This window comes from Paenirhodobacter sp. (assembly GCF_041916475.1).
Classification (GTDB): domain Bacteria; phylum Pseudomonadota; class Alphaproteobacteria; order Rhodobacterales; family Rhodobacteraceae; genus Rhodobacter.
Genome location: NZ_JAYRZN010000004.1, coordinates 1 through 25,695 on the forward strand (window position 1 = coordinate 1; position 25,695 = coordinate 25,695).

The 25,695-nt window shown below is 65.5% G+C and carries 27 protein-coding genes and 1 pseudogene; 18 read left to right on the top strand and 10 right to left on the bottom strand.

What is annotated here, in order from left to right:
* The 7 genes from ACOMG5_RS02445 to ACOMG5_RS02475 all read left to right on the top strand — a co-directional run.
* Window positions 1-293, top strand: a 293-nt coding sequence (locus ACOMG5_RS02445; RefSeq protein WP_420342191.1) for a 2-deoxy-5-keto-D-gluconate 6-phosphate aldolase domain-containing protein, incomplete at its 5' end; no start/stop codon positions are given.
* A complete protein-coding gene (gene iolD / locus ACOMG5_RS02450) occupies window positions 293-2,140 on the top strand; it encodes a 3D-(3,5/4)-trihydroxycyclohexane-1,2-dione acylhydrolase (decyclizing) (protein ID WP_420342192.1) in 1,848 nt (615 codons plus the stop codon). The genes ACOMG5_RS02445 and iolD, both read left to right, overlap by 1 nt.
* A gap of 15 nt (window positions 2,141-2,155) precedes the next feature.
* The gene (iolE, locus tag ACOMG5_RS02455) at window positions 2,156-3,070 is read left to right on the top strand and encodes a myo-inosose-2 dehydratase (protein ID WP_420342193.1); all 915 of its coding nucleotides are present in this window, start codon (window positions 2,156-2,158) and stop codon (window positions 3,068-3,070) included.
* A complete protein-coding gene (locus tag ACOMG5_RS02460) occupies window positions 3,067-3,261 on the top strand; it encodes a DUF3329 domain-containing protein (RefSeq protein ID WP_420342194.1) in 195 nt (64 codons plus the stop codon). The genes iolE and ACOMG5_RS02460 overlap by 4 nt, the downstream gene beginning before the upstream one ends.
* Window positions 3,258-4,067: a 5-deoxy-glucuronate isomerase gene (gene iolB, locus ACOMG5_RS02465; protein ID WP_420342195.1), complete on the top strand. Its 810-nt coding sequence runs from the start codon at window positions 3,258-3,260 to the stop codon at window positions 4,065-4,067. Before ACOMG5_RS02460 ends, iolB begins: the two co-directional genes overlap by 4 nt.
* The gene (locus ACOMG5_RS02470; protein WP_420342196.1) at window positions 4,064-4,846 is read left to right on the top strand and encodes a TIM barrel protein; all 783 of its coding nucleotides are present in this window, start codon (window positions 4,064-4,066) and stop codon (window positions 4,844-4,846) included. Before iolB ends, ACOMG5_RS02470 begins: the two co-directional genes overlap by 4 nt.
* A gap of 132 nt (window positions 4,847-4,978) precedes the next feature.
* Window positions 4,979-5,965, top strand: a complete 987-nt coding sequence (locus tag ACOMG5_RS02475; protein ID WP_420342197.1) for a hypothetical protein — start codon at window positions 4,979-4,981, stop codon at window positions 5,963-5,965.
* A 3-nt stretch (window positions 5,966-5,968) separates the two neighbouring features.
* On the opposite strand, the gene ACOMG5_RS02480 is transcribed toward ACOMG5_RS02475, so the two are convergent.
* The 8 genes from ACOMG5_RS02480 to cysD all read right to left on the bottom strand — a co-directional run bounded on the left by ACOMG5_RS02480 (window position 5,969) and on the right by cysD (window position 17,862).
* Window positions 5,969-8,410: a hypothetical protein gene (locus tag ACOMG5_RS02480; RefSeq protein WP_420342198.1), complete on the bottom strand. Its 2,442-nt coding sequence runs from the start codon at window positions 8,408-8,410 to the stop codon at window positions 5,969-5,971.
* 125 nt (window positions 8,411-8,535) lie between these two features.
* Complete coding sequence (locus tag ACOMG5_RS02485; RefSeq protein WP_420342199.1) at window positions 8,536-9,330, bottom strand: ABC transporter permease; 795 nt, start codon at window positions 9,328-9,330, stop codon at window positions 8,536-8,538.
* A gap of 4 nt (window positions 9,331-9,334) precedes the next feature.
* Window positions 9,335-11,611: a glycoside hydrolase family 99-like domain-containing protein gene (locus ACOMG5_RS02490; protein ID WP_420342200.1), complete on the bottom strand. Its 2,277-nt coding sequence runs from the start codon at window positions 11,609-11,611 to the stop codon at window positions 9,335-9,337.
* Window positions 11,612-11,667: 56 nt separating this feature from the next.
* Window positions 11,668-12,906, bottom strand: a complete 1,239-nt coding sequence (locus ACOMG5_RS02495; RefSeq protein WP_420342201.1) for a glycosyltransferase family 2 protein — start codon at window positions 12,904-12,906, stop codon at window positions 11,668-11,670.
* A 65-nt stretch (window positions 12,907-12,971) separates the two neighbouring features.
* On the bottom strand, window positions 12,972-13,658 hold the full coding sequence (locus tag ACOMG5_RS02500; RefSeq protein WP_420342202.1) for an ABC transporter ATP-binding protein: 687 nt from the start codon (window positions 13,656-13,658) through the stop codon (window positions 12,972-12,974).
* Between the two features lie 13 nt (window positions 13,659-13,671).
* Window positions 13,672-14,718, bottom strand: a complete 1,047-nt coding sequence (locus tag ACOMG5_RS02505; RefSeq protein ID WP_420342203.1) for a sugar transporter — start codon at window positions 14,716-14,718, stop codon at window positions 13,672-13,674.
* Between the two features lie 301 nt (window positions 14,719-15,019).
* A complete protein-coding gene (gene cysN / locus ACOMG5_RS02510) occupies window positions 15,020-16,936 on the bottom strand; it encodes a sulfate adenylyltransferase subunit CysN (RefSeq protein ID WP_420342204.1) in 1,917 nt (638 codons plus the stop codon).
* On the bottom strand, window positions 16,936-17,862 hold the full coding sequence (cysD, locus tag ACOMG5_RS02515) for a sulfate adenylyltransferase subunit CysD (RefSeq protein ID WP_420342205.1): 927 nt from the start codon (window positions 17,860-17,862) through the stop codon (window positions 16,936-16,938). The genes cysN and cysD overlap by 1 nt, the downstream gene beginning before the upstream one ends.
* 176 nt (window positions 17,863-18,038) lie before the next feature.
* Between cysD and ACOMG5_RS02520 the strand changes: the two genes are divergently transcribed.
* The 4 genes from ACOMG5_RS02520 to ACOMG5_RS02535 all read left to right on the top strand — a co-directional run bounded on the left by ACOMG5_RS02520 (window position 18,039) and on the right by ACOMG5_RS02535 (window position 20,905).
* A complete protein-coding gene (locus ACOMG5_RS02520) occupies window positions 18,039-19,004 on the top strand; it encodes a glycosyltransferase (RefSeq protein ID WP_420342206.1) in 966 nt (321 codons plus the stop codon).
* A 568-nt stretch (window positions 19,005-19,572) separates the two neighbouring features.
* Window positions 19,573-20,130 (top strand): hypothetical protein, encoded by a 558-nt coding sequence (locus tag ACOMG5_RS02525; protein ID WP_420342207.1) that lies wholly within the window; start codon window positions 19,573-19,575, stop codon window positions 20,128-20,130.
* A 22-nt stretch (window positions 20,131-20,152) separates the two neighbouring features.
* On the top strand, window positions 20,153-20,557 hold the full coding sequence (locus ACOMG5_RS02530; protein WP_420342208.1) for a hypothetical protein: 405 nt from the start codon (window positions 20,153-20,155) through the stop codon (window positions 20,555-20,557).
* 6 nt (window positions 20,558-20,563) lie between these two features.
* Complete coding sequence (locus tag ACOMG5_RS02535; RefSeq protein ID WP_420342209.1) at window positions 20,564-20,905, top strand: hypothetical protein; 342 nt, start codon at window positions 20,564-20,566, stop codon at window positions 20,903-20,905.
* 88 nt (window positions 20,906-20,993) lie between these two features.
* Here the strand turns inward: ACOMG5_RS02535 and ACOMG5_RS02540 are convergent, their stop codons facing one another.
* Window positions 20,994-21,653, bottom strand: coding sequence for a hypothetical protein (locus tag ACOMG5_RS02540; protein WP_420342210.1), 660 nt, complete (start codon window positions 21,651-21,653; stop codon window positions 20,994-20,996).
* 91 nt (window positions 21,654-21,744) lie between these two features.
* Between ACOMG5_RS02540 and ACOMG5_RS02545 the strand changes: the two genes are divergently transcribed.
* The 3 genes from ACOMG5_RS02545 to ACOMG5_RS02555 are packed head-to-tail and all read left to right on the top strand — an operon-like array spanning window position 21,745 to window position 22,770.
* Entirely contained in the window at window positions 21,745-22,083 is a 339-nt protein-coding gene (locus ACOMG5_RS02545) for a hypothetical protein (protein WP_420342211.1), read from the top strand.
* Window positions 22,084-22,141: 58 nt separating this feature from the next.
* A complete protein-coding gene (locus tag ACOMG5_RS02550) occupies window positions 22,142-22,387 on the top strand; it encodes a hypothetical protein (RefSeq protein ID WP_420342212.1) in 246 nt (81 codons plus the stop codon).
* Window positions 22,360-22,770 carry a hypothetical protein gene (locus ACOMG5_RS02555; RefSeq protein WP_420342213.1) on the top strand — a complete coding sequence of 137 codons (411 nt, stop codon included), beginning with the start codon at window positions 22,360-22,362 and terminating at the stop codon, window positions 22,768-22,770. The genes ACOMG5_RS02550 and ACOMG5_RS02555 overlap by 28 nt, the downstream gene beginning before the upstream one ends.
* Window positions 22,771-22,776: 6 nt before the next feature.
* Here the strand turns inward: ACOMG5_RS02555 and ACOMG5_RS02560 are convergent, their stop codons facing one another.
* Entirely contained in the window at window positions 22,777-23,112 is a 336-nt protein-coding gene (locus tag ACOMG5_RS02560) for a hypothetical protein (RefSeq protein WP_420342214.1), read from the bottom strand.
* A 122-nt stretch (window positions 23,113-23,234) separates the two neighbouring features.
* Here ACOMG5_RS02560 and ACOMG5_RS02565 point away from each other — a divergent pair, with 122 nt between their 5' ends.
* From ACOMG5_RS02565 to ACOMG5_RS02580, 4 genes and pseudogenes are all read left to right on the top strand, one after another.
* Entirely contained in the window at window positions 23,235-23,735 is a 501-nt protein-coding gene (locus tag ACOMG5_RS02565; RefSeq protein ID WP_420342215.1) for a hypothetical protein, read from the top strand.
* Window positions 23,736-23,747: 12 nt separating this feature from the next.
* Window positions 23,748-24,521: pseudogene (locus ACOMG5_RS02570) on the top strand (Mu-like prophage major head subunit gpT family protein); the annotation flags it as partial.
* Between the two features lie 20 nt (window positions 24,522-24,541).
* Window positions 24,542-24,859, top strand: coding sequence for a phage protease (locus ACOMG5_RS02575; protein WP_420342216.1), 318 nt, complete (start codon window positions 24,542-24,544; stop codon window positions 24,857-24,859).
* A gap of 500 nt (window positions 24,860-25,359) precedes the next feature.
* A complete protein-coding gene (locus tag ACOMG5_RS02580) occupies window positions 25,360-25,596 on the top strand; it encodes a hypothetical protein (RefSeq protein WP_420342217.1) in 237 nt (78 codons plus the stop codon).
* Window positions 25,597-25,695 lie beyond the last annotated feature (99 nt).

Here is a 25,695-nt window from a genome sequence, read left to right on the forward strand (position 1 = left end):
GATGGGCCATGGCCTGTGCCGCCATCACCGAGAACGACCCGCATACGCGCGGCATCGTGGTGCTGGGGCTGGATGCGCCGGAGGCCGCGCTGGCCGCGAGCTTCGCGGTGGCGGCGGAATTCCCGCTGGTGAAGGGCTTCGCCGTGGGCCGCACCATCTTCGGCGACACCGCCCGCAAATGGATGCAGGGCCAAAGCTCAGACGCAGACGCCATCGCCGAAATGGCCGGGAAATACAGAAAATTGTGTGACATATGGGATGCGGCGCGCCTGTCCGCCGGGGAGGCCGCGTGATGGAAACGCTCCGCTTGACCGCCGCGCAGGCGATGGTGCGCTGGCTCAGCGTGCAGATGACGCCCGAACAGGAGCGCTTCATCGAAGGCGTCTGGGCGATTTTCGGCCATGGCAATGTGGCGGGGATCGGCGAGGCGCTGCAGGGGATTGGCGCGGCGCTGCCCACCTGGCGCGGCCAGAACGAGCAGACCATGGCCCATGCCGCGATTGCCTATGCCAAGGGCCATGCGCGGCGCCGCGCGCAGGCGGTGACGACCTCGATCGGGCCGGGGGCGACGAATGTGGTTACGGCGGCGGCGCTGGCGCATGTGAACCGGCTGCCGCTGCTGATCATCGCGGGCGATGTGTTTGCGAACCGTCGCCCGGATCCGGTGCTGCAGCAGGTGGAGGATTTCGACGACGGCACGGTGAGCGCGAACGACTGCTTCCGCCCGGTGGTGCGCTACTTCGACCGCATCACCCGGCCCGAGCACCTGCTCAGCGCGCTGCCGCGGGCGCTGCGGGTGATGACGGATCCGGCGAATTGCGGCCCGGTCTGCCTGGCCTTCTGTCAGGATGTGCAAGCGGAGGCCTATGACTGGCCGGTGGAATTCTTCGCGCCGAAGGTCTGGCGTATCCGCCGGCCGGAGCCGGACCGCGCCGAGCTGAACGAGGCGGCGGCGCTGATCCGCGCGGCCGCGCGCCCGGTGATCATTGCGGGCGGCGGGGTGATCTATTCGGGCGCGGAGGAGGCGCTTGGCGCCTTCGCCAGCCGCCATGGCATTGCAGTGGCCGAAACCCAGGCCGGGAAATCGGCGCTGGCGCAGGCGCATCCGATGAACTTCGGCGCGAGCGGGGTCGATGGCTCGGCCGCGGCGAATGCGGCGGTGCGGGGGGCGGATCTGGTGATCGGCGTCGGCACCCGGCTGCAGGATTTCACCACCGGCTCGCGCACCATGTTCGCGCCCGGGGCCGGGCTGGTGAGCATCAACGTGCAGGGCTATGACGCGGCGAAGCATGGCGCGGTGAGCCTCGTGGCCGATGCAAAAGTGGCGCTGGAGCGCCTCAGCGCGCTTCTGGGCGATTACCGCGCCACGCCCGATACGGCGGCTCGCGCGGACTGGCTTGCGGCGGTGGACGCGCATTGCGCCGCGCCGCAGGGCAACGGCCTGCCAACGGATGCCCAGGTGATCGGCGCGGTGCAGCGCGCGACCGGGCCGGAGGCGATCGCGATGTGCGCCGCGGGCACCATGCCCGGCGCGCTGAAGCTGCTGTGGCAGCCCGCGCAGGGCGGCTATCATATGGAATACGGCTTCAGCTGCATGGGCTACGAGATTGCAGGCGCAATGGGGCTGAAGCTCGCGCTGCCTGCGCGCGAGGTGATCTGCTTCATCGGCGATGGCAGCTACATGATGGCCAACAGCGAGCTCGCGACGGCGGTGATGCGGCGCGTGCCCTTCACCGTGGTGCTGACCGACAACCGCGGCTACGGCTGCATCAACCGGCTGCAGACATTGGGCTGCAAGGGCGCGGCCTTCAACAACATGTATGCCGATTGCAATGTCGCGGCGCAGCCCGCCATCGACTATGTGGCCCATGCCGCGGCGATGGGGGCGCATGCGGTGAAGGCCGCGTCCATTGCCGAGCTGGAGGCGCAGATCGCCGCCGCGCGCGGGCGCGACATTCCCTCCGTGATCGTGATCAAGACCACGGCGAAGGACTTCCCCGGCACCGGGATCGAGACCTCCGCCGGGCCGCACGGCCATTTCTGGGACGTGGCCCTGCCCGAGGTGAGTGACGCCCCTGCGCGGCAGGCCGCCCATGCCGCCTATCTGGACCATCTGGCGCAGCAGCGCCGCATCAACTGAACCCGAGGAGCCATCATGATCCGCTTCGGAACCAATCCCATCGCCTGGGCCAATGACGACGACCAGACCCTGGGCGCCCATATCCCGACCGAACAGATCCTGCGCGAAGCGGCCGAAATCGGCTTCGACGGGATCGAGAACGGCCACCGCTGGCCCGCTGATCCGGAGGCCTTGCGCCAGCTGCTCGGGGGCTATGGGCTCGCGTTCGTCTCGGGCTGGCATTCGCTGAACCTGCTCGCCCATGGCGTGGAGGCGGAGAAAGCCGCGATCCAGCCGCATCTGGACCGGCTGAAGCACAATGGCTGCACCGTCTGCATCGCCTGCGAGACCTCGAATTCGGTGCAGGGGCTGGACGTGCCGGTGAACGATGCGCCGGTGCTGAGCGCGGCCGAGATGGCGGCCTTCGGCGCGATGGTGGAGGAGATCGCGGCCTTCACCGCGGCGCAGGGCGTCGAGCTGGTCTATCATCACCACATGGGCACCGTGGTGGAAACGCCCGCGGAGATCGACGCCTTCATGGCCGCGACGGGGCCTGCGACGAAGCTCCTGTTCGATGCGGGCCATGCCTATTTCGGCGCGAACGGGCAGGATCCGGGGCCGCTGCTGGCGCGCCATATCGGGCGGGTGCGGCATGTGCATGCGAAGAACGTGCGCCCGGCGGTGATGGCGCGGGTGCGGGCCGAGGGGCTGTCGTTCATGGACGGGGTGCGGGCGGGTGTGTTCACCGTGCCGGGCGATGCCGAGGGCGGGATCGATTTCGCGCCGCTCCTCGGGCAGCTGAAGGCCGCGGGCTATGCCGGCTGGATCGTGATCGAGGCGGAGCAGGACCCTTCGGTGCGCGAGCCCTTCGCCTACCAGTCGCTGGGCCTGAAGACCCTGAAGGCGGCCGCGCAGGCGGTGGGCCTCGTGCCCGTGGCGGCAGCGCAATGACCGGCTTCGACGATCCCCGCCTGCGGCCCCTCTGGCGGCGGCTGCTTCTGGTTGCGGTCCCGCTGGGCTGGGCGATCGTCGAACTCCGGGCCGGATCGGCGCTGTTCGCGGGCCTGTTCCTGGCGCTCGGGGCCTATCTGGGCTGGCGCCTCCTGATCACCTACAACCCTCAGCGGGGGACTGCACGATGACACGGCTGCACCTGAAACCCTTCGGAACCCATGGCAAGGTCCATGCCGTCACGCCGCAGACGGCGGGCTGGCGCTATGTGGGCTTCGGGCTCTACCGGCTGCGCCCGGGCGAGACGGTGGCGGAAGCGACCGGCTCCGACGAGGTGATCCTGGTGATGGTGGAGGGCAAGGCCGCCTTCCAAGCCGCCGGGCAGGACTGGGGGGTGCTGGGCGAGCGGATGAACGTGTTCGAGAAGACCCCGCCGCACAGCCTCTATGTGCCCAATGGGCAGGACTGGCGGGCGACGGCAGAGACGGACTGCATCATCGCCGTTTGTGCGGCGCCGGGGCGGGGCGGGCATGCGGCGCGCCGGCTTGGCCCCGAGGGGATCACCCTGACCGAGCGCGGCCGCGGCACCAACACGCGCTATATCAACAATATCGCGATGGAGGCCGATGACGTGGCCGACAGGCTGCTGGTGACCGAGGTCTTCACCCCGGCGGGGCACTGGTCGAGCTATCCGAGCCATCGCCACGACGAGGACGATTTCCCCCGGATCACCTACCTGGAGGAAACCTACTACCACCGGCTGAACCCGGCCTCGGGCTTCGGCGTGCAGCGGGTCTATACCGATGACGGCACGCTCGACGAAGTGATGGCGGTGAAGGACGGAGACGTGGTGCTGGTGCCGCGCGGGCATCACCCCTGCGGCGCGCCCTACGGGTTCGAGATGTATTACCTCAATGTCATGGCCGGGCCGCGGCGCAACTGGCGCTTCGTGGCGGCCCCCGAGGTCGAATGGATCATGGAGAGAGACGCGACATGAGCAGCCCCTTCACCCTGGCCGCCTGTGCGGAAATGCTGTGGCGCGACCGCCCGATCGAATGGCGCTGTGCGCGGCTGGCCGAGATGGGGTTCCAGGTCGGTCTCTGGAACTGGCCGGAGCACGATCTGGCGAAGCTCGCCGCATCGGGGGCGACGTTCTCGATCATGAACGGCTACCTGACCGGGCGGCTGGCCGATGATGAGGGGGCCGATGCGCTTCTGCGCTCGGCGCGGGAGACGGCGCAGGTGGGCAAGCGGCTTGGCGTGGCGCGGCTGAACCTGCATGGCACCGGCCTCGGCGCGGGCGGCCTGCCGGCGCAGCCCTGCGACGTGGTGAGCGGGGCGATGTGGCTCAAGGCGCGCGATACCCTGTGCCGGATCGCCGAGATGGCAGAAGCCGAGGGCGTGACCTTCACGCTGGAGAACCTGAACCTGCCGGTGGACCATCCGGGCACGCCCTTCGGCCGGGCGGAGGATACGATCGCGCTGGTATCGGCGGTGGATCATCCGCGGCTGCGGCTGAACCTCGATCTTTATCATGCGCAGATCGGCGAGGGGAACCTGATCGAGACCTGCCGCCGCGCGCTGCCCTGGATCGGGGAGGTGCAGGTGGCCGATGTGCCGGGGCGCTGCGAGCCGGGCACGGGCGAGATCAACTACAGGGGAGTTGCTCGGGCGCTGCAAGCGATGGGCTATGCCGGACCGGTGGGCATGGAGGCCTTCGCCACCGGCGACCCGGAGGCGGCGCTCGCAGCCTTCCGCGCGGCCTTCACGCTCTGAGGCGGGCTCGCGCCGGCGTCGCGCGGGCCACAGTCGCGCAGAAGCTGCGGGCGGGAGCGTTCTGCGCTTGAACGGCGCATGGGAGGGGATATTCTTGTGGCCGCTGCACGCTACAGGAGATCAGAATTCCCCATGTCGAAGGTCATTCTGCATATCGGTGCGCACAAGACCGCGACCACCACGATTCAGAACACCTTTGCCGCCAATGCCGCCGTATTGCGCGATAACGGGTTGATCTATCCTGTGTTTCATCGCGGCACCGGGCATGATGGGCTGGTCTACAGCTGGCGTTCTATGCCGAAGTTCTATGCGCTGGAGGGCGGCGGGCAGGTCGGGCTGCGCTGGCTCGCGCGGGAATTCGGCGCGGGGCCGCTGCCGGTGTTTCTCAGCAGCGAGGAGTTTTCGCGCGGGGATCCGAACGAGGCCTGCGATTTCGAGGAGGTGCGCGCCCTGCTGGAGGGGTTCGCGGAGGTCGAGGTGTTCTTGTGCCTGCGGCCGCAGTGGGAGTTCCTGCAATCGGCCTATCTGGAGATTTCCAAGCTGCGCCAGCCCCCCGCGCCGGATCAGCTGGCGGAGATGGCGATCCAGACCGGCATGTTCGCGGGGCTGCATGCGGATGATAACCGGCTGCTGGACCGGCTGGAGACGGCCTTCCGGTCCGAGGAGATCACGCTGCTGACCTTCGAGGAAGCGGTCGGCGCGCCGGGGGGCATTCTGGGCTGGATGCTGGCGCATCTGGGCCTGCCGCTGCAGGCGGAGGACCTCGCTCCGGTCGATGGTGGGGCGTCGAATGTCTCCATCGGGCCGCTGGTCGGATGGGCGGCCAATGCGCTGAGCGCGCCGCGCATCGCCCGGCCGCAGCAGCAGCAGATGCTGCGCGCGAGCTTCGAGGCCCGGTTTGCGGGGCGCCGCTGCACCCTGTTCTCCGAGGCGGAGATGGAGCGGCTGTGCTGGCATTTCGACCCGCTGAACGCCCGCGTGGCGGCGCGGCGCCAGCCCTATCAGCCCGGCTTCGCGATCCCGCCGATGCGGCCACCGGAAGGCGTTCTGTACCGCGACGATCCTGCGGTGCAGGCCTGGTACGCGGGTGCGCAGCCCGAGCAGAAGGCCGCGGGCTGAGGTTCAGGACATCAGGTCGTAGGTGGTGTTGCCGATCTGCAGGTAGATGTGATCCTGGGCGCCGCCATCCACCAGCGCCCAGATGATCTGCCCGGTGGGCTTGTAGATGACGAAGGCCTCCTGGACGCCGGCGGTCCCGGCATTCGGGGTCTCGGCATAGTTCACCTGGAAATCGGCGCGCGTGGCGGCGGCGCCAAACAGCAGCTTGTCCCTCTCGGTGCCGGAATAGTCCTGGATCCAGTCCGATCCATGCGATGCGATGCCGAGGTGATAGAAGGTATCGGCCCCGGCGCCGCCCGCCATCCGGTCGTGCCCATAGCCGCCGTTGAGATAATCGTTGCCGTCGCCGCCATAGAGCATATCTCCCAGCGGCCCGCCGATCAGCGTATCGTTGCCCGTCCCGCCGATCAGCGTATCGGAGCCGAAGCCGCCTTCCAGGGAATCTTTGCCCGCATCGCCATAGAGCAGGTCGTTGCCATAGCCGCCGAGCAGGGTATCGTTGCCGTTGCCGCCATACATGTCGTCGCGCAGGTCGGATTTGGTCTGGCCGCCGATCAGCAGATCGTCGCCATCCCCCCCGGAGATCGTGTCCCGGCTTTCGCCACCATAGATCGTGTCGTTGCCCGCATCGCCGTAGAGCGCGTTCTGCCCGGAGCCACCGTAGATCAGGTCATTGCCGGCGCCGCCGCTGATCTTGTCGTTGCCATCGCCGCCATAGAGCGTGTCGTTGCCGGCATTGCCGCGGAGGGTGTCGTTGCCGCCATTGCCATAGATCAGGTCATGATCGGCGCCGCCGCTCAGGCTTTCGGCGCTGCTGGTGCCGCGGATCACGAGGCCGGTCGATGGCGTGGCGGGCTCTGGTTCTGGCTCTGGCTCCGGTTCGGGCTCCGGCTCGGGGGCAGGCGTTTCCTCGTAGGACAGGATCAGCAGGTGGTCGGCGCCGCCGAAGCTCAGCGTCGGCCAGATGTCGGTCAGGGCCAGGCTGTGCTTCGCCGAGGAGGTGATGTTGATCTTGTAGCTGCCGAAGGTGAGATTGATGCCGGTGCTGGTCGTGCTTGCCGCCAGCTGCGAGGTGGAGCGCAGAAGCGGCAGGCTGCTCAGGTCGATGGTGTCGCCCGCGGCGTAGTCCAGGATGTATTGCGTCGCGCTGCTCGGGCGGATGACGAAGGTGTCCTCGCCCGCGCCTCCGCTGAGGTAGGTGGAGCCGGTGCCGGAAACCAGGATATCGTCGCCCGCGCCGCCCGAGAGCGTATCCTTGCCCGAGGAATTGGAGATCAGCATGTCGTCGAGCGTGGTGCCGGTGATCTTCGTGCTGCCGGAGGTGGCACCGTTCACGGTGCTGCCGAGTTTGCTCAGGTCGATGTCGTAGCGCGCAAGCCCGCTTTCGGTGCCCGAGGAGACATAGACCTCCAGGAGATTGCCGACCACGGTCGCGGTGAGCGACTGGATGTTCTCCAGCCCCGATCCGGCGCTGTGCGCGATGGTCTGGACATAGACGAGGTGCCCGTCGGGCGGGAGCGTGAACAGCGAAAGCCCGTCATCCGCCCCGGCCGCCACCACGAAGGCGCGGTTACCGACCTTCGCGGTGGCCAGTTCGGTGATGCCGCCGAAGCGGGTGTCGAGCGTGTCCCAGAGATGGTCCGTGGCGGTCAGCACCCCGGTGGAAGACATCTGCATGACGCTGATCGAGGAGCTGCCGGAGGCGGCCAGCAGCACGAAGGTCTTGCCGAAAATCTGGACGACCTCGAGCGCACTTGGCTTGTCGATCCCGATCCCCTCGGCCGCGCCCAGCGTATCCTTCAGCGCAAGGGCGCCGGTGCTGGAATTGACGGTATAGACGGAGAGCCCCTGCAGCCCGGCATCCGCGCGCAGCAGGAAGGTCGCGCTGCCGATGGTCACATGTTCGAGCAGGACCGTACCGGCCTTGTAGCTCGATGGCGCAGAGACGGTCTGCCCGGCATAAAGGATGCCGTCCTGCTTCAGGATGAAGCTCGCGAGCTTGCCGGTGCTGCTGCTGACCACGGTGACCAGAAGGTTGCCGTTGGCGAGGCCCGCGGTATGGAGCTGCGCCTGCTTGCCGGAGGCCAGCGCATCGTCGAGCAGGTAGTTCGCCGCCGATTGCAGCGCGCCACTGGTGGAGACGGAATAGCCGAGCAGATCGCCCGCCGCCGTGGTGCCATAGAACAGCAGGTTCCCGCCCGTGCCGCTCACCCAGGAGAGGTCCGCCCCCGTCATCGTGGACAGGCTGCTGCCATAATATTTCGTGTTGAGCAGCGTCGGCGCGGCCGATGTGCCCTTCAGCTCGTATGTGACGAGACCACCGTTCACTCCGGTGGAATAATACAACAGCGTTCTGCCGTTCGACGTGGTCGTGTCCATCTGCCGGATATCGCCATCCAGCACGGAAACACCCGTCAGATAGGTCCCCCTATATGCAAGTTCCATTCCTCACGGTTTCCCAGCCCTCGTGACAATACCCCGCAGAAAGTATTGCCGGAGGCGCTGCCCGTTCGGCAGTGCATTATCGGAAGGATTTTCCTAGAATTTAAGCCGCCTTTTTAGACACTTGGTCAGACTCGCTCATCCAGGATGTGCCGGTGGAAACGACGCACGAGGAGCAGGCCGATGACCGAGAGCAGCAGCGCCACCCCGAAGACATAGACCGGCGACGCATAGGGGGCTCCGTAGGTGCCGTAGAAGCCCTTGCGCATCATCGAGATCACATGGGTCAGCGGGTTCCAAAGCATCCAGCCCCGCGGCACCGGAGACAGCGTATCCACCACGAACAAAACCCCGGAAATCAGGAACATGGGCCGGTTCAGCACCGCCCAGGTGAACTGCCAGACCGGGAACATGCTGGTCAGGAAACAGTTCATCAGCCCGATCCCGAGCCCCATGGAAATGAGCATCGCGAAGGACAGGCCGATGGCGCCGACATTGAGATCCACCCGCGCGCCCTCGATCTCGATGATCACGAACAGCACGACGAAGAAGACCAGGAACTGGGTCAGGCTTTCGAGCAGCAGCCGCGCTACGATTGTATCTATGTAGGACACATTCGGATAGGCCAGCAGCGGCTTCGAGAAGCGGATCGCCGAGGCGACCTTATTGCTGATATTTTGATACATCTGCAGCGGCAGCAGCCCGGTCGCGTAAAACAGCGGAAAGCTGCTGCCGAGCGGCGGGTGATGCGCGATCATCGTAAAGACGATCGTCATCACGATGATTCCCGCCGTGGGCTCGGCGATGGACCACAGATAGCCGCCCGGGGAGCGGCCATAGGTCGTGGACATTTCGCGCAGCATCAGCGCCATCACCGCGCGCGGGAAGACGAAGCCGACACGGCGTTGGGTGACCGCGTTCATGGCGTCAGGCCGAGGCGGCCGCGGGCGGTACCGCGGCGGTATAGCTGAGGGCCTGCGCACCCTCGGGGCGCAGCCAGGCGCGCAGCACCTGCAGGTATTGGTCTCCCCACATGTCGGAGGGCTCGAGGATCGCCTTCTCCGCCCATTCGTTCCAGGCGTTCAGGAACAGCTCCTGCCGGTAGGAGCCCTGCAGCCGGTTTTGCGAAATCTCGCGCAGCCAGCGGTCAAAAGAGGCCGGGTTCGCGCCCCAGGCCAGGTGCGCAGAGGCGCCGCGCCGGGCGGTATTGTCCCAGCAGGGCATGGCGCCGCAGATGGTGTTCTTCGGCAGTTTTCGCAGGTAGCCCGGGCTCAGCGCATTCTCGATCACGCCGTTATAATCGTAGATCAGCCCGGTGAAGCCCGGCCGCACCGCGCCGCCGGTCCGGTCTCCCTGGGGCCCGCCGAAGAGGTAGTCCTTCTCTTGCACGAGGCCATGCGGGGCCATCTCGATCCAGAAATCGAACAGCGCATCCGAGAGCGGCTTGTCCCCGGTGATATGGAAGCGCACTGCGCCGATCTCCACCTCGCCGATGCCCATCGCGCGCCAGGCATCGCGCAGCCGCGCGACGCTGGCCACCGGCTCGGGCATGTCGTCGGGGCGGTAGATGACGAAGCGGGGGCGGTTGCCATCGGGGCGGGCGTAGCGCGGATCGCGCATGTAGTGCGCGACGTTTTCAGCGAGCGCCTTTTCGAAGCCCTTGGCGTAATCCTGCTCCAGCAGCACCTCGCCCGAGAGCCCGTCCCAGTTGCGCCGCCAGCTTTCATTGGCCCAGCACAGGTAGAACGGGAACTCCACATCCGGGCGGCTGAGCAGATTGTCGACCGGCTTTTCCAGAATCCGGCGGCCGCCGAACCAGTAATGATAGACGCAGAAGGCATCCACCCCCGAGGCGCGCGCCAGCTCCGCCTGCGCGCCCATGGTTTCGGGCAGGCGCAGGTCGTAAAAGCCGAGGTCCGTCGGCAGGACCGGCTGGCGGTGCCCGGCGCGGGCGGGTGCTGCATGAGTGACATTGTGCCATTCGGTGAAGCCCTTGCCCCACCACAGGTCGTTTTCCGGCACCGGATGGAACTGCGGCAGGTAGAAGGCCGAAACGAACTGTGGCCGCGCCGGCGGGGCAGGGGGCGCCATCGCGGCCAGCTCCGCGCTTTGCACCACCCGGTAGCCGCCCGCGCGGGCGATCATGCCCATGGAGCGTTCCAGCGCATGGGCCAGCGTGCCGTCCACCTGTGCCTGCTCGGGTTCGAAATCGTTCTCGTCGAGCCGCAGCGCCTTCAGCAGGCCGATCAGCGCGGGCTTCATCCAGTAGATGGACCCGGCCGGGAAATCCAGCCGCTCGCGATCCACGTCGATCTCCAGCCGCTGCATCAGCGCGCGGGTGACCTCGAAATTCGTGCCCCACCATTCGGTGCCGTGGTAATGCTGCCCGTCGGCGACCCAGAAGCCGATGGAGGGATCGGCCCGGAAAGTCTCGAGCATCTGTGGCAGGCCCGCGCCCGGAAGGATCCCGCCGATCAGATGCTTGCGCCACAGATCGCCATCGTCGCGGTGCGGGGATTTCTTGGTATGGATCTTGCAGATCGCATCATAGCCATCGAGCACACCGGCATTCACCAGCCGCAGGAACGGCAGGATGTCGCGGCCGCGGTTCTCCACCGGCAGCACCAGCGCATCGGGGAATTCGGCCACAATCTGCCGCGCGAGCTCGTCGGTCTCGTCGGAGCGGTAGGTGAGCGTGACATAGAGGTCGAATTCCACCGCCTGATCCTTGATCGTGCGCGCGAATTCGGGCCAGAGATCCGGGTAGTACACATGCGCGACCAGCGCCTGCCGGTTGCGCCGCTCGCCCGCCAGGATCCGGCGCGCCCGCATCGGCAGCGCGGGCAGGTCCTCGGCCTTCGGCAGCTCCTTGGTCAGCCGCCCCTCGGCATGGCCGGTGGTCACATAATGATAGAACGGAGGGATCCGGTGATCGCCCACCTCGGGGTTGTAGCGCAGATAGGCGCCGGGCGAGAAATCCGGATTGGGCCGGAAGCCGCGCGCCTCGCCATAGAGCACATAATGGCGCTCGGGGAACTTGTGGTACAGCCGATGGATCAGGGGATAGGCGCCGCGGTAATAGACCGGGTCGAACATTCCCGAGGCCTGGACGGCGCGCAGGTATTTGCGCTCGCGCGGGGTCATGGCAAACAGCCGCGCGAACCGCAGGATGCGCTGAAGGGCGGCGTTCGATTCCGGTTGCATTTTCAGCCTCTTGGTCTCGTGCGGTCCCGGGCCGGGCCCGGGCGCAGGGTAATGTTTTAGCTCGGGGTCACGAAGGGGCGCGGCCGGCCGAAGGTATCTGATCCCAGCGTGTCGCATATCTGCAAGGATGAGCCGGGTTTGTCCATATGGGGAAGACAGTCCGCCGCCAGCACCAGCTCCAGCCCGCAGGTCACCACCGCATCTGGGTGGGCATTCTGTACATCCGGGCGCGCGATGCGGCGCAGGCTCTTCGGCTGGAAGGTCTGATCGCCGATCCGGATCGCGGGCTCCTCCACATGCTGGCCCGCCGCGGTGAGCGCCCAGCCCCGCGCGACGAGATCGCCCTCGGCGTTGAGCGTGGCCGCGTCGATATTGCCGCGTGGCCGCATATGGGTGTCGGGGTTCAGCTTCTCTTCGGCGATCGCGAGATCCAGATTGCGGACCTTCGGCGCGAGCCCGCCGAGCATCGCCCGCAGCGTCTCCACCTCCGCCAGCAGCCGGTCGTGCAGCTCGGGCGGCAGCGGATCATAGACCTCGTTGCGATCATGCGCGCGGAAGAAGTTGCCGTTGCGCTGCTGCGAAGCCCCCGTCGCGCGGCCGCGCGACACCTTCTTCTTCCAGAACTCCGTCCAGGATTTGATGACATAGTGCTGGATCCGCAGCCCGTCCCAGACCACGGTTTCCGACAGGCCCTCATGGCCGTTGAAATTCACCAGCGGTGCGAAGGCCGTGTTTACCCGCTTCCAGCCCATGCCGAGGCGCAGATGGTGGACGTTGTCCGTCATGCCGGCGAGCGCGCGGCCGCGGATCAGGGTCTTGTAATGCCGGTTGACGGAGAAATCCTGCTCGGCCCGGTTGGCAAAGCGGCGCGTGACCAGGCCGGGGCCGGGCTGAAACCGCTCGCTGGAGCCATAGACCGCCCAGTTCACCCCGACCGCGCCCACGGTCTCGGGGATCCGGTCCAGGAAGGGGTGGAGCCCGTCGATGCCGGATTCCGGGCGCAGGAACTCGTCGGCGTCGATGAAGAACAGCCAGTCGGCATCCTTGCCGTGGTCGCGGGCGATGCGGTCGTAGGCATCGATCTGCGGCGGGATCTTCGGCCGGTTCGGCAGCGGGATCCGCGTCACGATCCCCTGCGCGTCAAGCGCGCTCAGGATCTCGCTCATGCCGTCATTGCTCTCGTTGTCGGCGATGATGAACCGCTCCACCCCGATCATGCGGTGCCAGGCCAGCCATTCGAGGATATAGGGTCCCTCGTTCTTCATCACCGCGGCAATCGCGACCCGAACCACCATGTTACGTCTCTTCTACCCGTGTGAAATGCTGTCTTTTAAGGATGGCAGGCTCGCGCCCAGCACGCCTAGCTCTTCTTCCGCAACCAGGGCGGCAGTTGTCGCTTAATCGTATAGCTGTAATGCTCCGAAGCCTTCTTCACGTCATTGTAATAGAACATGCGGCCCTCCTGAAGCACTGCGCCGGATTGGCACATCCGCTCCATCTGCTCGGTCGAATGCGACACGAAGATCGCCGCCGATTGCCGCAGCCGGTCGCGCAGCAGCGCCTCGCTCTTCTTCTTGAACGACGCATCGCCCACCGCGGTGATCTCGTCGATCAGATAGGTGTCGAACGGGATCGCCATCGACATGGCGAAGGCCAGCCGCGAGCGCATCCCCGAAGAATAGGTCCGCACCGGCAGGAAATAATGGCTTTCCAGCTCGGCGAAATCGCCGCAGAACCGCACCATCTCGTCGGTGTCCACGCCGTAGATGCGCGCCACGAATTTCACGTTCTGCGCGCCGGTCATGTCGCCGTGGAAGCTGCCCGAAAAGCCCACCGGCCAGGAGATGGTCCCGTTCGAGACGATCTCGCCGCTGTCGGGCTCCAGCGTCCCCGCGATCATCTTCAGCATGGAGGATTTGCCCGCACCGTTCAGCCCCATGAGCGCCACCGAACGGCCGGTCGGGAAGGTGCAGTTGATGTTGCGGGCGATGTATTTCGTCACCCCGTTCAGCCGGTAGCACTTGACCAGATTGCGCAGTTCGATCATGTGCCCTCGCCGGTCAGCGCCGGTCGCGCAGGCTGTAATAGACCAGCACACCGAGCGCCCAGACCATGAACAGCAGGAACCCGCTGAGGAACAGCAGCGTCGTCCGGTTCGGGTAGCGGTGCAGCTCGGGCAGGCTCGGCTCGGCATAGGTGGCCAGGTAGCGGCTCTGGCGCTGCGCCTGGGCCTGGGCCTTGTCGAGGGTCGCCTGCGCGGTCAGGTAGCGCTGCTGCGCATAGGCCAGATCGACCTGAAGCGCCTCGAACTGCCCCATCACGGCGGCATAGTCCTCGCTCTGAACGGCGCCCATATTGCCCACGCCGAATTTCTCGCGCTCCTGCGCGATCATCTTCTCCACCACCTCGATCCGCTGGCGGATCGCTTCGGCGCGCGGGTCGTTCTTCTGGCCGGTCTGCGGCAGCATCTGCTGGCTGATCAGCGCATCGGCCAGCTGCGCCTGCAGCGAGGTCAGGATCCCCATCTGCCCCTGCACATCGGCCTGCGGATCGACAATCTGCATCCGCGAGCGGAATTCAGTCAGGGCGGAGCGGGTCTTGCGCAGCCCGTTGAGGGCATAGTCCATGTCTTCGGCGGCATAGCGGATCTCGTCCGCCCGCGCGATCGCCGAGAGCTTGTTGATCATCTCCGAGGATTTCGCCTCGATCGCTTTGGCGATGGCCAGCGCGTCCTCGGGGGTGAAGGCGCGCACCTCCACCAGGATCATGCCAGTGCCGGCGGTGTAGTTCACCTTCACCATCCGGTGCCAGTAATCGGCCAGATCCTCGATCTTGTCCGACCCGCCATAGGCGAACACCGGGTCGAAGCTCGGGCGGGACCAGATCTTGCGCAGATCCAGATCCTTGTCGATCGCGGTGACGAGGGTCTGGTTCTGGATGAATTCATACAGGATGTCGGTGTCGGAGGTCGAGGAGCCCGAAATGCTCGCAAGCCCGCCAAGCAGCGATTGCGCCGCCGACATTTCCTCCGACCGCACGGCAAAGCCGAGCGTGGACACATATTGATCCTTCGCAATGACGAAGAGATAGGCCCCGATCAGCACCATCGGTGCGAGAACGCACAGGGCAAGCGTGGCCAGGATCTTGCGATGCCGGGGTTTGAGCGCCGCCGGGTGCGGTGCGCCACTTTGCGCTCCGATCCCGATCTCCGTCTCCTGACCCCTGGCTACGTCACCGATGATATTGCGCTCGACAGGCTGAGGCTTCAACGTCAGCAGATCCTTATGGCTTCTTGTGGCGGCGATGATCCTCTTTCGCAGCGAGCAACGCAATAGCCAAACGTCGCACCGAACGGAACCGCGAAGTTATGGCCCGGGCGGAAATCCGCCCGGGGCCCTGGCCCCCGTCTCAGCGGGCGAGGATGGCCGCGACGACCTGCTCTGCCGCGTCTTCGGCGCTGAGCGATACCGTGTTCACCACGAGCTCGGGCGCTTCGGGGGCTTCATAGGGGCTGTCGATCCCGGTGAAGTTCTTCAGCGCGCCGGAGCGGGCCTTCTTGTACAGCCCCTTCACATCGCGCTCCTCGGCCACGGCCAGAGGCGTATCCACATAGACCTCGACGAATTCGCCCGGCGCCATCAGGTCGCGCACCATCCGCCGTTCGGAGCGGAACGGCGAGATGAAGGCGGTGAGCACGATCAGCCCGGCATCGGTCATCAGCTTCGCCACCTCGCCCACGCGGCGGATGTTCTCCACCCGGTCGGCATCGGTGAAGCCGAGGTCGCGGTTCAGCCCGTGGCGCACGTTGTCGCCATCGAGCAGGAAGGTGTGCTTGCCCATCGCATGCAGCTTTTTCTCCACCAGGTTGGCGATGGTGGATTTGCCCGCGCCCGAGAGCCCGGTGAACCAGACCACGCAGGGCTTCTGGTTCTTCAGGCTGGCATGGGCGTCGCGGTTCACGTCCACCGCCTGCCAGTGGATGTTCTGGCTCCGGCGCAACGCAAAGTGGATCATCCCGGCGGCCACGGTCGCGTTGCTCATCCGGTCGATCAGGATGAAGCCGCCGAGGTCGTGGTTCGCGCCATAGGCTTCGAACGGGATCGGCCGGTCGGTCGAGATGTTGCACACCCCGATCGCATTCAGCTTCAGCGTCTTGGACGCCAGATGATCCAGCGTGTTGACGTTCACCTCGTATTTCGGCTCGGTCACGGTCGCGGTCACCGTCTGCGCGCCGATTTTCAGCAAATAGGGCCGGCCGGGCAGCATCTCGGCCTCGGCCATCCATACGATGGAGGCCTCAAACTGGTCGGCCACCTCGCAGGGCGCATCCGCGCGCGTGATCACGTCGCCGCGCGAGCAGTCGATCTCGTCGGCGAAGGTGAGCGTGACGGATTCGCCCGCGACCGCGCTGTCCTTGTCGCCGTCGAAGGAGGGGATCGCCTTCACCGTCGTGGTCTTGCCCGAGGGCAGCACCCGCACCGCATCGCCCGGCCGGATCACGCCCGAGGCGACCTGGCCGGTGAAGCCGCGGAAATCCAGGTTCGGCCGGTTCACCCATTGCACCGCCATCCGGAACGGCGCGTCCTGCAGGCGGGTTGCGTTCACCGGCGCCTCCTCCAGATGCGCCATCAGCGTCGGGCCCTGATACCAGGGCATCTCGGGGCTGCGGCTCACGATATTGTCGCCCTTCAGCCCCGAAATCGGGATCGGCAGGAAGCTCTCCATGCCGATCTTCTTCGCGAATTCCGAGTAATCCTTCACGATCTCGTAGAACCGCGCGGCGTCATAGCCGACCAGATCCATTTTGTTGATCGCCAGCACGATATTCTTGATGCCGAGCAGGTTCACCAGATAGCTGTGCCGCCGGGTCTGGGTCAGCACGCCCTGGCGCGCGTCGATCAGGATCACCGCGAGGTCGGCGGTGGAGGCGCCGGTGACCATGTTGCGGGTATATTGCTCGTGGCCGGGGGTATCGGCGACGATGAACTTGCGCTTCTCGGTGGCGAAGAAGCGATAGGCCACGTCGATGGTGATGCCCTGTTCGCGCTCCGCCGCCAGCCCGTCCACCAGCAGCGCAAAGTCGATCTCGCCCGCCTGGGTGCCTACCGCCTTGCTGTCGCGCGCGAGGCTCGCGAGCTGGTCCTCGAAGATCATCTTGCTGTCATAGAGCAGCCGCCCGATCAGCGTCGATTTCCCGTCATCCACCGAGCCGCAGGTGATGAAGCGCAGCATGGTCTTGTGCTGGTGCTGGTCCAGATAGGCCTCGATGTCCTCGGCGATCAGGCGGTCGGCCTCGTAGACATGCTTTTTCAGATCGTCGGACATCAGAAATAGCCCTCCTGCTTCTTCTTCTCCATCGAGGCGCTCTGGTCGTGGTCGATGGCGCGGCCCTGACGCTCCGATGTGGTCGTCAGCAGCATTTCCTGGATCACGTCGGGGAGCGTCGCGGCGGTCGATTCAACCGCCCCCGTCAGCGGGTAGCAGCCGAGCGTGCGGAACCGCACCGATTTCATCTGCGGCGCCTCGCCGGGGCGCAGCCGGAAGCGGTCGTCATCGACCATGATCAGGAGCCCGTCACGCTCCACCACCGGGCGCGGCTCGGCGAAATACAGCGGCACGATCTCGATGCCCTCGAGGTGGATGTATTGCCAGATGTCCAGCTCGGTCCAGTTCGACAGCGGGAACACGCGGATGCTCTCGCCCTTGGCCTTGCGGGTATTGTACAGCTTCCACAGCTCCGGGCGCTGGTTCTTCGGGTCCCAGCGGTGGTTCGCGGAGCGGAAGGAAAAAATCCGCTCCTTCGCGCGCGATTTTTCCTCGTCGCGTCGCGCTCCGCCGAAGGCCACGTCGAAATTGTATTTCGTCAGCGCCTGCTTCAGCCCGTCGGTCTTCCACATGTCGGTGTGCAGGCTGCCATGGTCGAAGGGGTTGATGCCCTTCGCCTTCGCCTCGGGGTTCTGATAGACGATCAGCTCCATGCCCGCATCCTTCGCGGCCTTGTCGCGCAGGTCGTACATGGCGCGGAATTTCCATGTGGTGTCCACATGCAGGAGCGGGAACGGCGGCGGCGCCGGATAGAAGGCCTTCTTCGCCAGATGCAGCATGCAGGCGGAATCCTTGCCCACCGAATAGAGCATCACCGGGTTCTCGGCGGTCGCGACCACCTCGCGCATGATGTGGATGCTCTCCGCCTCCAGGTTGCGCAGGTGGGTCAGTGCGCGGTGCGGCGCAGCTGTCTGGGCGTGGGTCATGATAGTCCGACTTCTCCGCATGATGGCGGCCTCTTGTGCCGCTTTTCGCGGCTTCCTCCAAGTCCCCCGCCGCAATCAGGGAGAAAAGCAGTCTCTTTTGCGGGCAAAGACGACTCTTTTCCCTGTGCCGGTGCCGATGCTAGAACGGCGCCAACGAGACGAGGTTGAACCGTAGCATGAATGCACTGCGCCAGAGGGATGTTTCGCCGGACGGCGGGCCGCATGTGCTGGTCCTGATGGCGGTGCGCAACGGCGGAAAGAACCTGCGCGAGCAGCTCGACAGCCTCGCCGCGCAGGAGCATCGGCGCTGGAGCCTGCTGGTGAGCGACGATGGCTCGACCGACGACAGCCGCGAGATTCTCGCGGATTTCGCGCGCGAGGGCCATGACGTGACGGTCCTGCCCGGGCCCTGCACCGGGCCAGCGGATAATTTCCTCTCGCTCCTGCGCCGCGCCGGGCCGTTCCTGCAGGCCGAGAGCCTGATCGCGCTGTGCGATCAGGACGATGTCTGGTTCCCGGGCCGGCTCAGCTTCGGGCTGGAGCAGCTCGCGCCGCTGGATCCGGCGCGCCCGGCAATGGTGTTCCATTTCACGCTGATCACCGATGCGGCCCTGCGCAACCCGCGCCGCTCTGCCGCGCGCCCGCGCGCGCCGGGCTTTCGCAACGCGCTGGTGCAGAACATCGCCTCGGGCAATACCATCTTGCTGAACCGGGCCGGGACGGACCTCGTCTGCGCCGCCGCGATGGAGCCAGAGGGCGTGGTCATGCATGACTGGTGGATCTATCAGATCGTGACCGGGGCAGGGGGCATTGCCATTCAGGACCCGCGCGAGGTGCTGTATTACCGCCAGCACGGCAACAACGAGATCGGCGCGAATGACGGCTGGCGCGACAAGGCGGTGCGGATGGCGCTCCTGTTCCAGGGCCGGTTCCGGGCGTGGAATGCCACCAACGTGGCGGCGCTGGAGGCCTCCGCGCATCGGCTGACGCCGGAGAACCGGGCGCTGATGGGGCTGTTTCGCGATGTGCGCGAGGGCGGTCTCGGGCGGCGGCTGCGGGCGCTGTGGCGCGCGCGGCTTTACCGCCAGTCGGTCTCCAGCACGATCGCGCTCTGGGTGGCGACGGTGCTGCGGCGGATGTGATCTGGCGCAGGGGCTATCCGCTTCCCCCTTAACCGGCGCGTTCCTAGATGTATCGGTTTCCTGGATCTGTGATCGCGTCCGTATGAGATTTGCAAATATTCGACGCAAGCCTGGGGGCAATAATGGGTTCGAAGCCTATGCGGAGCTTCGCATGATGTGGCCCGCCGAAGCGCTGAGCGCGTGGCTCGTCGAAGCACGGCCGGATCCTTCGGGTGAATGGAGACTGACGCTGGCCCGGCCTTAAGCCAGAGCAAGGTGTGAGAGGTGACCAGCGCCGACGTGCTGAAGGTGCTTCGGCTGATTTGGGTGATAAGGCGGCTCCTGGCCTTCCGGCTGTTTTGTTGACGCGCAGGACGTTTCACCGTGGGTTGCAGGTCGCGGCGGTGGGGCTGGTGACGGATCATGGCGCATGCCCCCTGGGCCTCGCGGTTGCAGCAAACCTGCCGCCCTCGCGCGGCTTCACAGAATGGGTGTGGAGCATCGCCCTGACGGGCAACGTCTATTGTTTCGGCTATCCTCTCCTCCAGAATCTGAACGTCGCGCATGGTAGCTTCGGCAGATTGGGGCGGTGGGCCTGCCGGCCGGCGACCATGACGACGCGGCACATGAGCGGTTTGCGGGTGCCACTTCTGCCATGCAGGCGGTTGCGTTTCACAAGGCCGAAATTGCCCGCTTTCTAGTGGCGGGCTGGGCATCCGAAGATCGCGGCCTCACCTGCACCCTGATCGACCAGGCGCGCAAGACGTTCGGAACTGATGGCACCGAAAAGATGACGCTTCGGTGCATCTTGAGAGCGGTGGCCGGGGTCGAGCCGATGAACTTCGTCCCAGCATTGCTTCCGGCACATACCCGCGCAGGCAGCCCGCCTGCGGAGTTCTCGCCCGAGGCCTGGGCCTACTTCCGTCTTTATACCGACAACGGCTCGGCCTTCGCCGGGCATCTGGTGGAGGGTGGTGCGGATTTCAAATGGCGGGGAAAGGCTGACGCCAAGCCCGGCGTGAAGCCATTGGGCGTCTGCTATCACCTTGTCATTAATAGGAAGTTCGCGATGCCAAAGAACGCAAAGGCCACGATCGCGGAGCGCACCTTTGCCACGCTTTACCGCGTGATCGACGACCGGCCGTAGTTCCGGGGCGCACAAGCAGGTCATGCGCCAGGCGCAACGCCGGGGCAAGGCGGTGCGGCCTGTGCCTCTGGCCGTAGCTCTTGCCGTGGTCGAGCGCGAAATCGCACGCCGCAACCGCGAGGAAGGCCGGAAAGGCCGAGGCGCGCGCGGGCGGTCCTATGAACAGATGTTCCGGGCAGGTCTTACGGATCGTGTTTTGCGCAAACCGACCGCGCAGCAACTCTATTATACCGGGCTGGTCTACACACCGGCTTCGGTGGATCGCTGGGGCCGTGAGCAGGTGGCGCCATGGACCTATGGCGACCCGGAACCGCAGGATGCGTTTCTTCGCTTGCACGGCAAGGGGCAAACCCTGATCGGCCGCGCCCCCGGCAATTTCGAGGTCCCTGCCGTCGCCTTCGATGAAACCGGGCGGCTGATTTGCTAGGATATAATGCCTGTTAAAGCCGGTGTTTACGGCAGTGTTGACGGTGCGCGCGAGGCGGCGAAGAACCGCAAGGCGGCGCGGGATGCGGTGCGGCGGGCCCACGAAGCGAATGCCTATCTGGACGATGCCGCGTTCGCGCCGGCGCTGGCCGATCTGGGCACGGGCGATGCAGAAGAAGCCCCGTTGCCGCCCGCCAAGGTGATCGGTGCCTGCTTCGGCGGTTTTCGGCCGAACCGTGCCGCAGCCCCCGCAAAGCAATCCAAGGCGAAATCCGCGCTGACGGCGGAAATGCTGCGGAATCTAGATCGGGCAATCGGGTTCGATCTCGTGCGTCCGTTCGGAAAGTAGGTCCGGTGAGCGTTGCACCGCTCACCGGACCATTCAACGCGGGTAAGCCCGCTCTCTTTGAACGGAGGAAAGAATGGCAGAAGTGGTTCTACTTGCCGAGCCGGGGCCGGGGGCCCGGGTGAGAGGCAGCATCGCCATAACGGAAAGCGCACAGGACACTCTGCGGTCGGTACAACTGGGCAGTTCGGAGTTCGGCGGAGCGATTACCCTGATCGCGGCCGCACCAGGCACGGGAAAATCCAAGGCGCTGATGCACTTCACGCACGGCATCCGAAAGGATGCCCTTTGGCATACGGCGGTCAAAAGCGCAGATGATACCCCTTTGCGTGCGACGACCCAGTAGATGGAAACGCTGGACATAGGCCGACCGAACAACCGCTGCCTGCGGGGGTTGAGGGAACAGATTGGAGAGGCTATCGGGGTCGATGGCCTGCTGATCATCGACGAGGCCAAAACCTGATCCGGCATAATACGCGCGGCGGCAGCGAATGGGGTACAGTCGAGTGGTTGCGCGCATGTCGGAAGAGGGCTGTTTTCCATAGTGTTCAGCGGCGATCTGGCGCTTCTCTAAATCCAAGATCGGCTTCCGCGACTCTGGCGGCGGGTGACCATCAAAGCTGTGACGAAGGACGATGTCGTAACCCTTACGGCATAGCGCGGGCTGGCCGATGCCAAGGTGTGCGAAGCGCTGTATCAGGTCGCTCGGCGGGGCGCCGGACTGGGCGAAGTGGACAATGCGATTTGCCATGCGCCCCTTCTGGCAGGCGGCGGAACGCCTTATGCGGCGTACATCATGGCCGCGCTCGAAGACCTCAAGCTTTTGGCGATGGGGGCAAGTGATGACCTATTCCGACGCATTTTTGTCCGATCATGAGTGGAAGTTGAAAATGGCTGCGGAAGGCAACGCCGTCTATATACTCGGCAAGACGGCGGAAGAGATCAAAGCCGAGATGGCAGCAAAGGCCGCGGCGCTCGCGCAGAGATCGTGCCGCAACATCACCATGACTGCCGGGGAGCGGAACGTCATCGACACGGCGATTTCCGATGTCATGGGGATCTTGCTCGATGTCAGGAACGTTTTTAACAAATTGGCCTATGCTGATGATCTGGATCAGCCTTGGGTCAACTCCATGACGCGCCTCTCTGCTCGTGCAGTTCATGGTTTGGAGGATAAGTAAATCCTCGTGCTCGATAAGTTGGATGTCACCGTTCGCAATGCACCACCGAGGACGCCGCATGACGATCAACAACCGTCAGAAGGCCCTTCTGCATGTCGCTAAGGGCAAATTCGGGCTATCCGACAACGAATACCGCTCCTGCCTCGTGCATCTGGCCGGAGTGGAAAGCTCGGTCGATCTCGATCAAGACGGATTTGAGGTGATCATGGGGTTCTTTGAATGGCGCGGCTTTCGCCCGCTGGTCGCGGATGGCCGTCCTATGGCAACCGGCCCGGCATGGCGACCTTCGCCCAACTCGAACTGATCCGCTGCCCGTGGCGGGCATACACGCGCGGGGCCGCCGGCAAGGATGAGTTGAACACGTGGTTGCTGAACAAGTTCCGGCTGTCCAGCCTGCGCTTCGTGGACATGAAGGCGCCGCGGAAGATGATCACGGCCCTGAAGGCGATGAAGGTCATCGAAATGATCGCGGCGCGCGGCGAAGACCCGGTCCACCGCCGCCCCGTCGCCGTATACCGTTCAAATTCGCCGGAGCGCGTTCAAAAATGCCCATCTTCGGTTTTCTGGGGGATGGGTGGCGGAAACGGTATGGCAGGCCTCTGTCGCCCGTTTTTTCTAATGCCTGCTACAGCGCCTCGATATGTGCCTGCGCCGGACCGAGTCACAGGGCGCCACAGAACACGATAGCCTCGATCAGGCATTCGAAAATGGCGGATTGTCGGCGCCTCCTGCGTCTGCCCTGAAACCATAGAGCCAGACCAGTTCCTCGCACGCGTCCCGGATATCGGGCGCCCGGCCACCACACATGACGCTGCCGTATTCCTTCGTCTCGGGCGGCGGAAACTCCACCCCCGGCAGTTCGCGCGCCACCAGATAGGCCGAGAGCGCGAAGGCCAGTTGATCCGCCCGGGCGTTCATCGCATTCGCTTCGTCGCTCTCGGGGTCATGTTTCCAGACTTCGGCCCGAAGCCTGAGCATCTCGCCGAACTCGTCGTCGTATGACTTCCGATCCTCCGACTGCCCGCTCATCCGCGACACCTTCAGAATACATCCCCGGCCCTAACTACTATACCGGGTGATACCGATCCAGCATTCCTATGTAGGAGTGCCAATGACGGTCTATTCCACATCCAACGTCGCGGCGATCCTGAATGCCGAATGCGGCGAGGCTTGCGTTGGTTGAAGCCTATGGTGGCCAGCGCATTGCGCTCCCGAAATGCAGCGGCGGGCGCCTGGTCAAAATTCCGGGTGCGGATATCGTCCTGGTGCTGGTGCGCTCCTGCGGCGGCACCGACCTCGATATTCCCTCGCGCGGTCATGCTGCGCCGATGATGGCCTCCGCCCGGCTGCGTGCAGATGTCACCCGCCCCGTTCTTTCGGCGAAGGAGATCGCCGACAAGCACGGCGTGACTTCCGCCTGCATCCACAAACTGCGCGGCCAGATGCGCGGCGAAACTGCAAACGCCCCGAACCTGCGCCATGGATGTCATCGCTTCGACGGTGAGCGAGATGGTCAGCGGCTTCAATATCCCTTCAACAAGGCCGCGCAGGGCGCGCCGGTCTATCGGAACCAGATCGCGATGGACGTGAAGTCCACCGGCTCCGACGAAACCTATGGCGGGATCGCGGGCGTGCCGCAGAGGCGCGAATAGCTTGGCCCGCGCCACGTCAAGGGCGTCCGTTCCGCGCGCTACACGATTGAGAACCGCAAATTCGAAACCACGCTGCGCCTGCGCCGCGAGGATATCGATGATGACCGCCCCGGCGTCTGCGCGCCGCAGATCAGCATGAGGGCGCATGCCGCCGTCACCCATCCGGACGAACTGTCCTTCGATCTGTTGCGTAACGGGTTCGGCTCCGAGTGTTATGACGGGCCGTATTTCTTCCATACCGATCAGCCGGTGGTTGGTGCTTCGGGTACAAAGACCGCGCTGCCGACCTTCGGCGGTGCCACCGGCACGGCGTGAGTCCCGCTCGATACCAGCCGCCCCGGTGGAGCCGCTCCTGCCTGAGCCCGCGTGCCCTATCCGATGCAGCGTCTGGACAAGGGCAGCGACAACAACGTCTTCTTCAACGACAAATACATCCATGGCATCCGGGCGCGGGTGAACGCGGGCTGCGGGCTCTGGCCATTCGCCTTAGGGCCGCGCTTGCCGCGGGACATGACCGGCTATGCCGCCGCGCGGATCATGGGTGTGACGCCGAATGTGCTGGTGGTTTCGCCCGAGCACGGACGTGGCACGCGGGATCCTGACGGCAGAAGCCATCAGCGGCACGTCGAACGTCTGGCGCGGTTCCGCCGAACTGATCGTCTCGCCCTATTTTCAGGAGTGACCACGATGGCTGACAAACAGGTGAACACGATCCCCCTGCCGCAGATCGGAGGGGACAAGGCCGAAAGCCTGGTCCGCTCCGGCCCTCGGGCGCGTTCGATCTGAACGACAGGCGCGGGCCGAGGGTGGTCTGGGATAGGGCGGCAGCAATCGAGCGATCGCGGCGTGACCTCGACCGCGGGATGCCGGTGGACATGGATCACGCGCTTGATCGTCATACTCAGGCCGAAGCCCCGGCGGCGGGCTGGATTGAAGAGCTTGCCGCGCGCGATGGTGTATCTGGGCGCGAATACCGCTTCATCCGCCCTGTGGTCATGGTGACGAAGGCGGGAGGCGTCATGGCGGTGAAGCGCGCCGGGCTGACCAACGCGCCCGCGATCACCTTGCAGGCGCTGTGCGCGGTCGAGGAGGATCCCGTAAATACCGAGGCCGATGCGGCCTAGGTGATCGACGCCCTGCGCGAGGCGCTCGGTGCCCCGCCCGACATGACGGTGTCCGAACAGGTCCGTCGCGCCTGCGCCATCATCGCGGCAGCGGCCAGCACGCGCACCGATACCGGCCCGGCCAAGGAAATGGCGTCGAGCTGCGGGGCACAGCTGGCCGAACTGCTCGAGGATCGGGCCGAAGCCGCGCTCGAACGCGCTCGCGCCTCGGGCAAGCGCGGGCCTGCGATGGAAGGGTGGCCTCCGCCGACCTTCGCGCCTTCGAGGCATGGGAAGCTTGCGCGGTGCGCTGGTCAACCGCGGCGGGCCGGATGCCGCCCGCCCCACCGAGGCGCGGGCGGGGCAATGCCGAACGCATCGCCATCTGCGCCCAGCTCGGGATTGAGCCGGGCGGGCTGCCGGAGAGACAGGTCGCGGTTTCTGCCGAGTTGACGCGACCTTCGGCCCGTGGCGCGCGGGGAGAGCCACGGGCCATCCCGCCCAAATGAAGGAATCCCCTCATGCCCGATCCGCTGACACGGCTCTCTGCCGGGCTGGCCGATGCGAAAGCTGCCCGGGCCAGGGTCGGCCGAGGGATAACTGCCCTTGAAGAGCGTGTTCAAAAGGGCGTGGAAGCGCTAACCGCCATCAGGGCCGAAGCCTCGGCGCACCGCCGCCTTCATAGGCCCGGACGCGCGCCCAAGACTGACGGAGATGCCGGATTGCAGGCGTTCTTCTGGCCCGGATCGATCGCCTGACCTTCGATCAGATCGCGGCTGAAATCGCACAGCATTTCTCCGGAACGCGGCGCGTTGGCCGAAGCACGATCTGGGAATGGCCGCGCAGGAAGCGTGAGA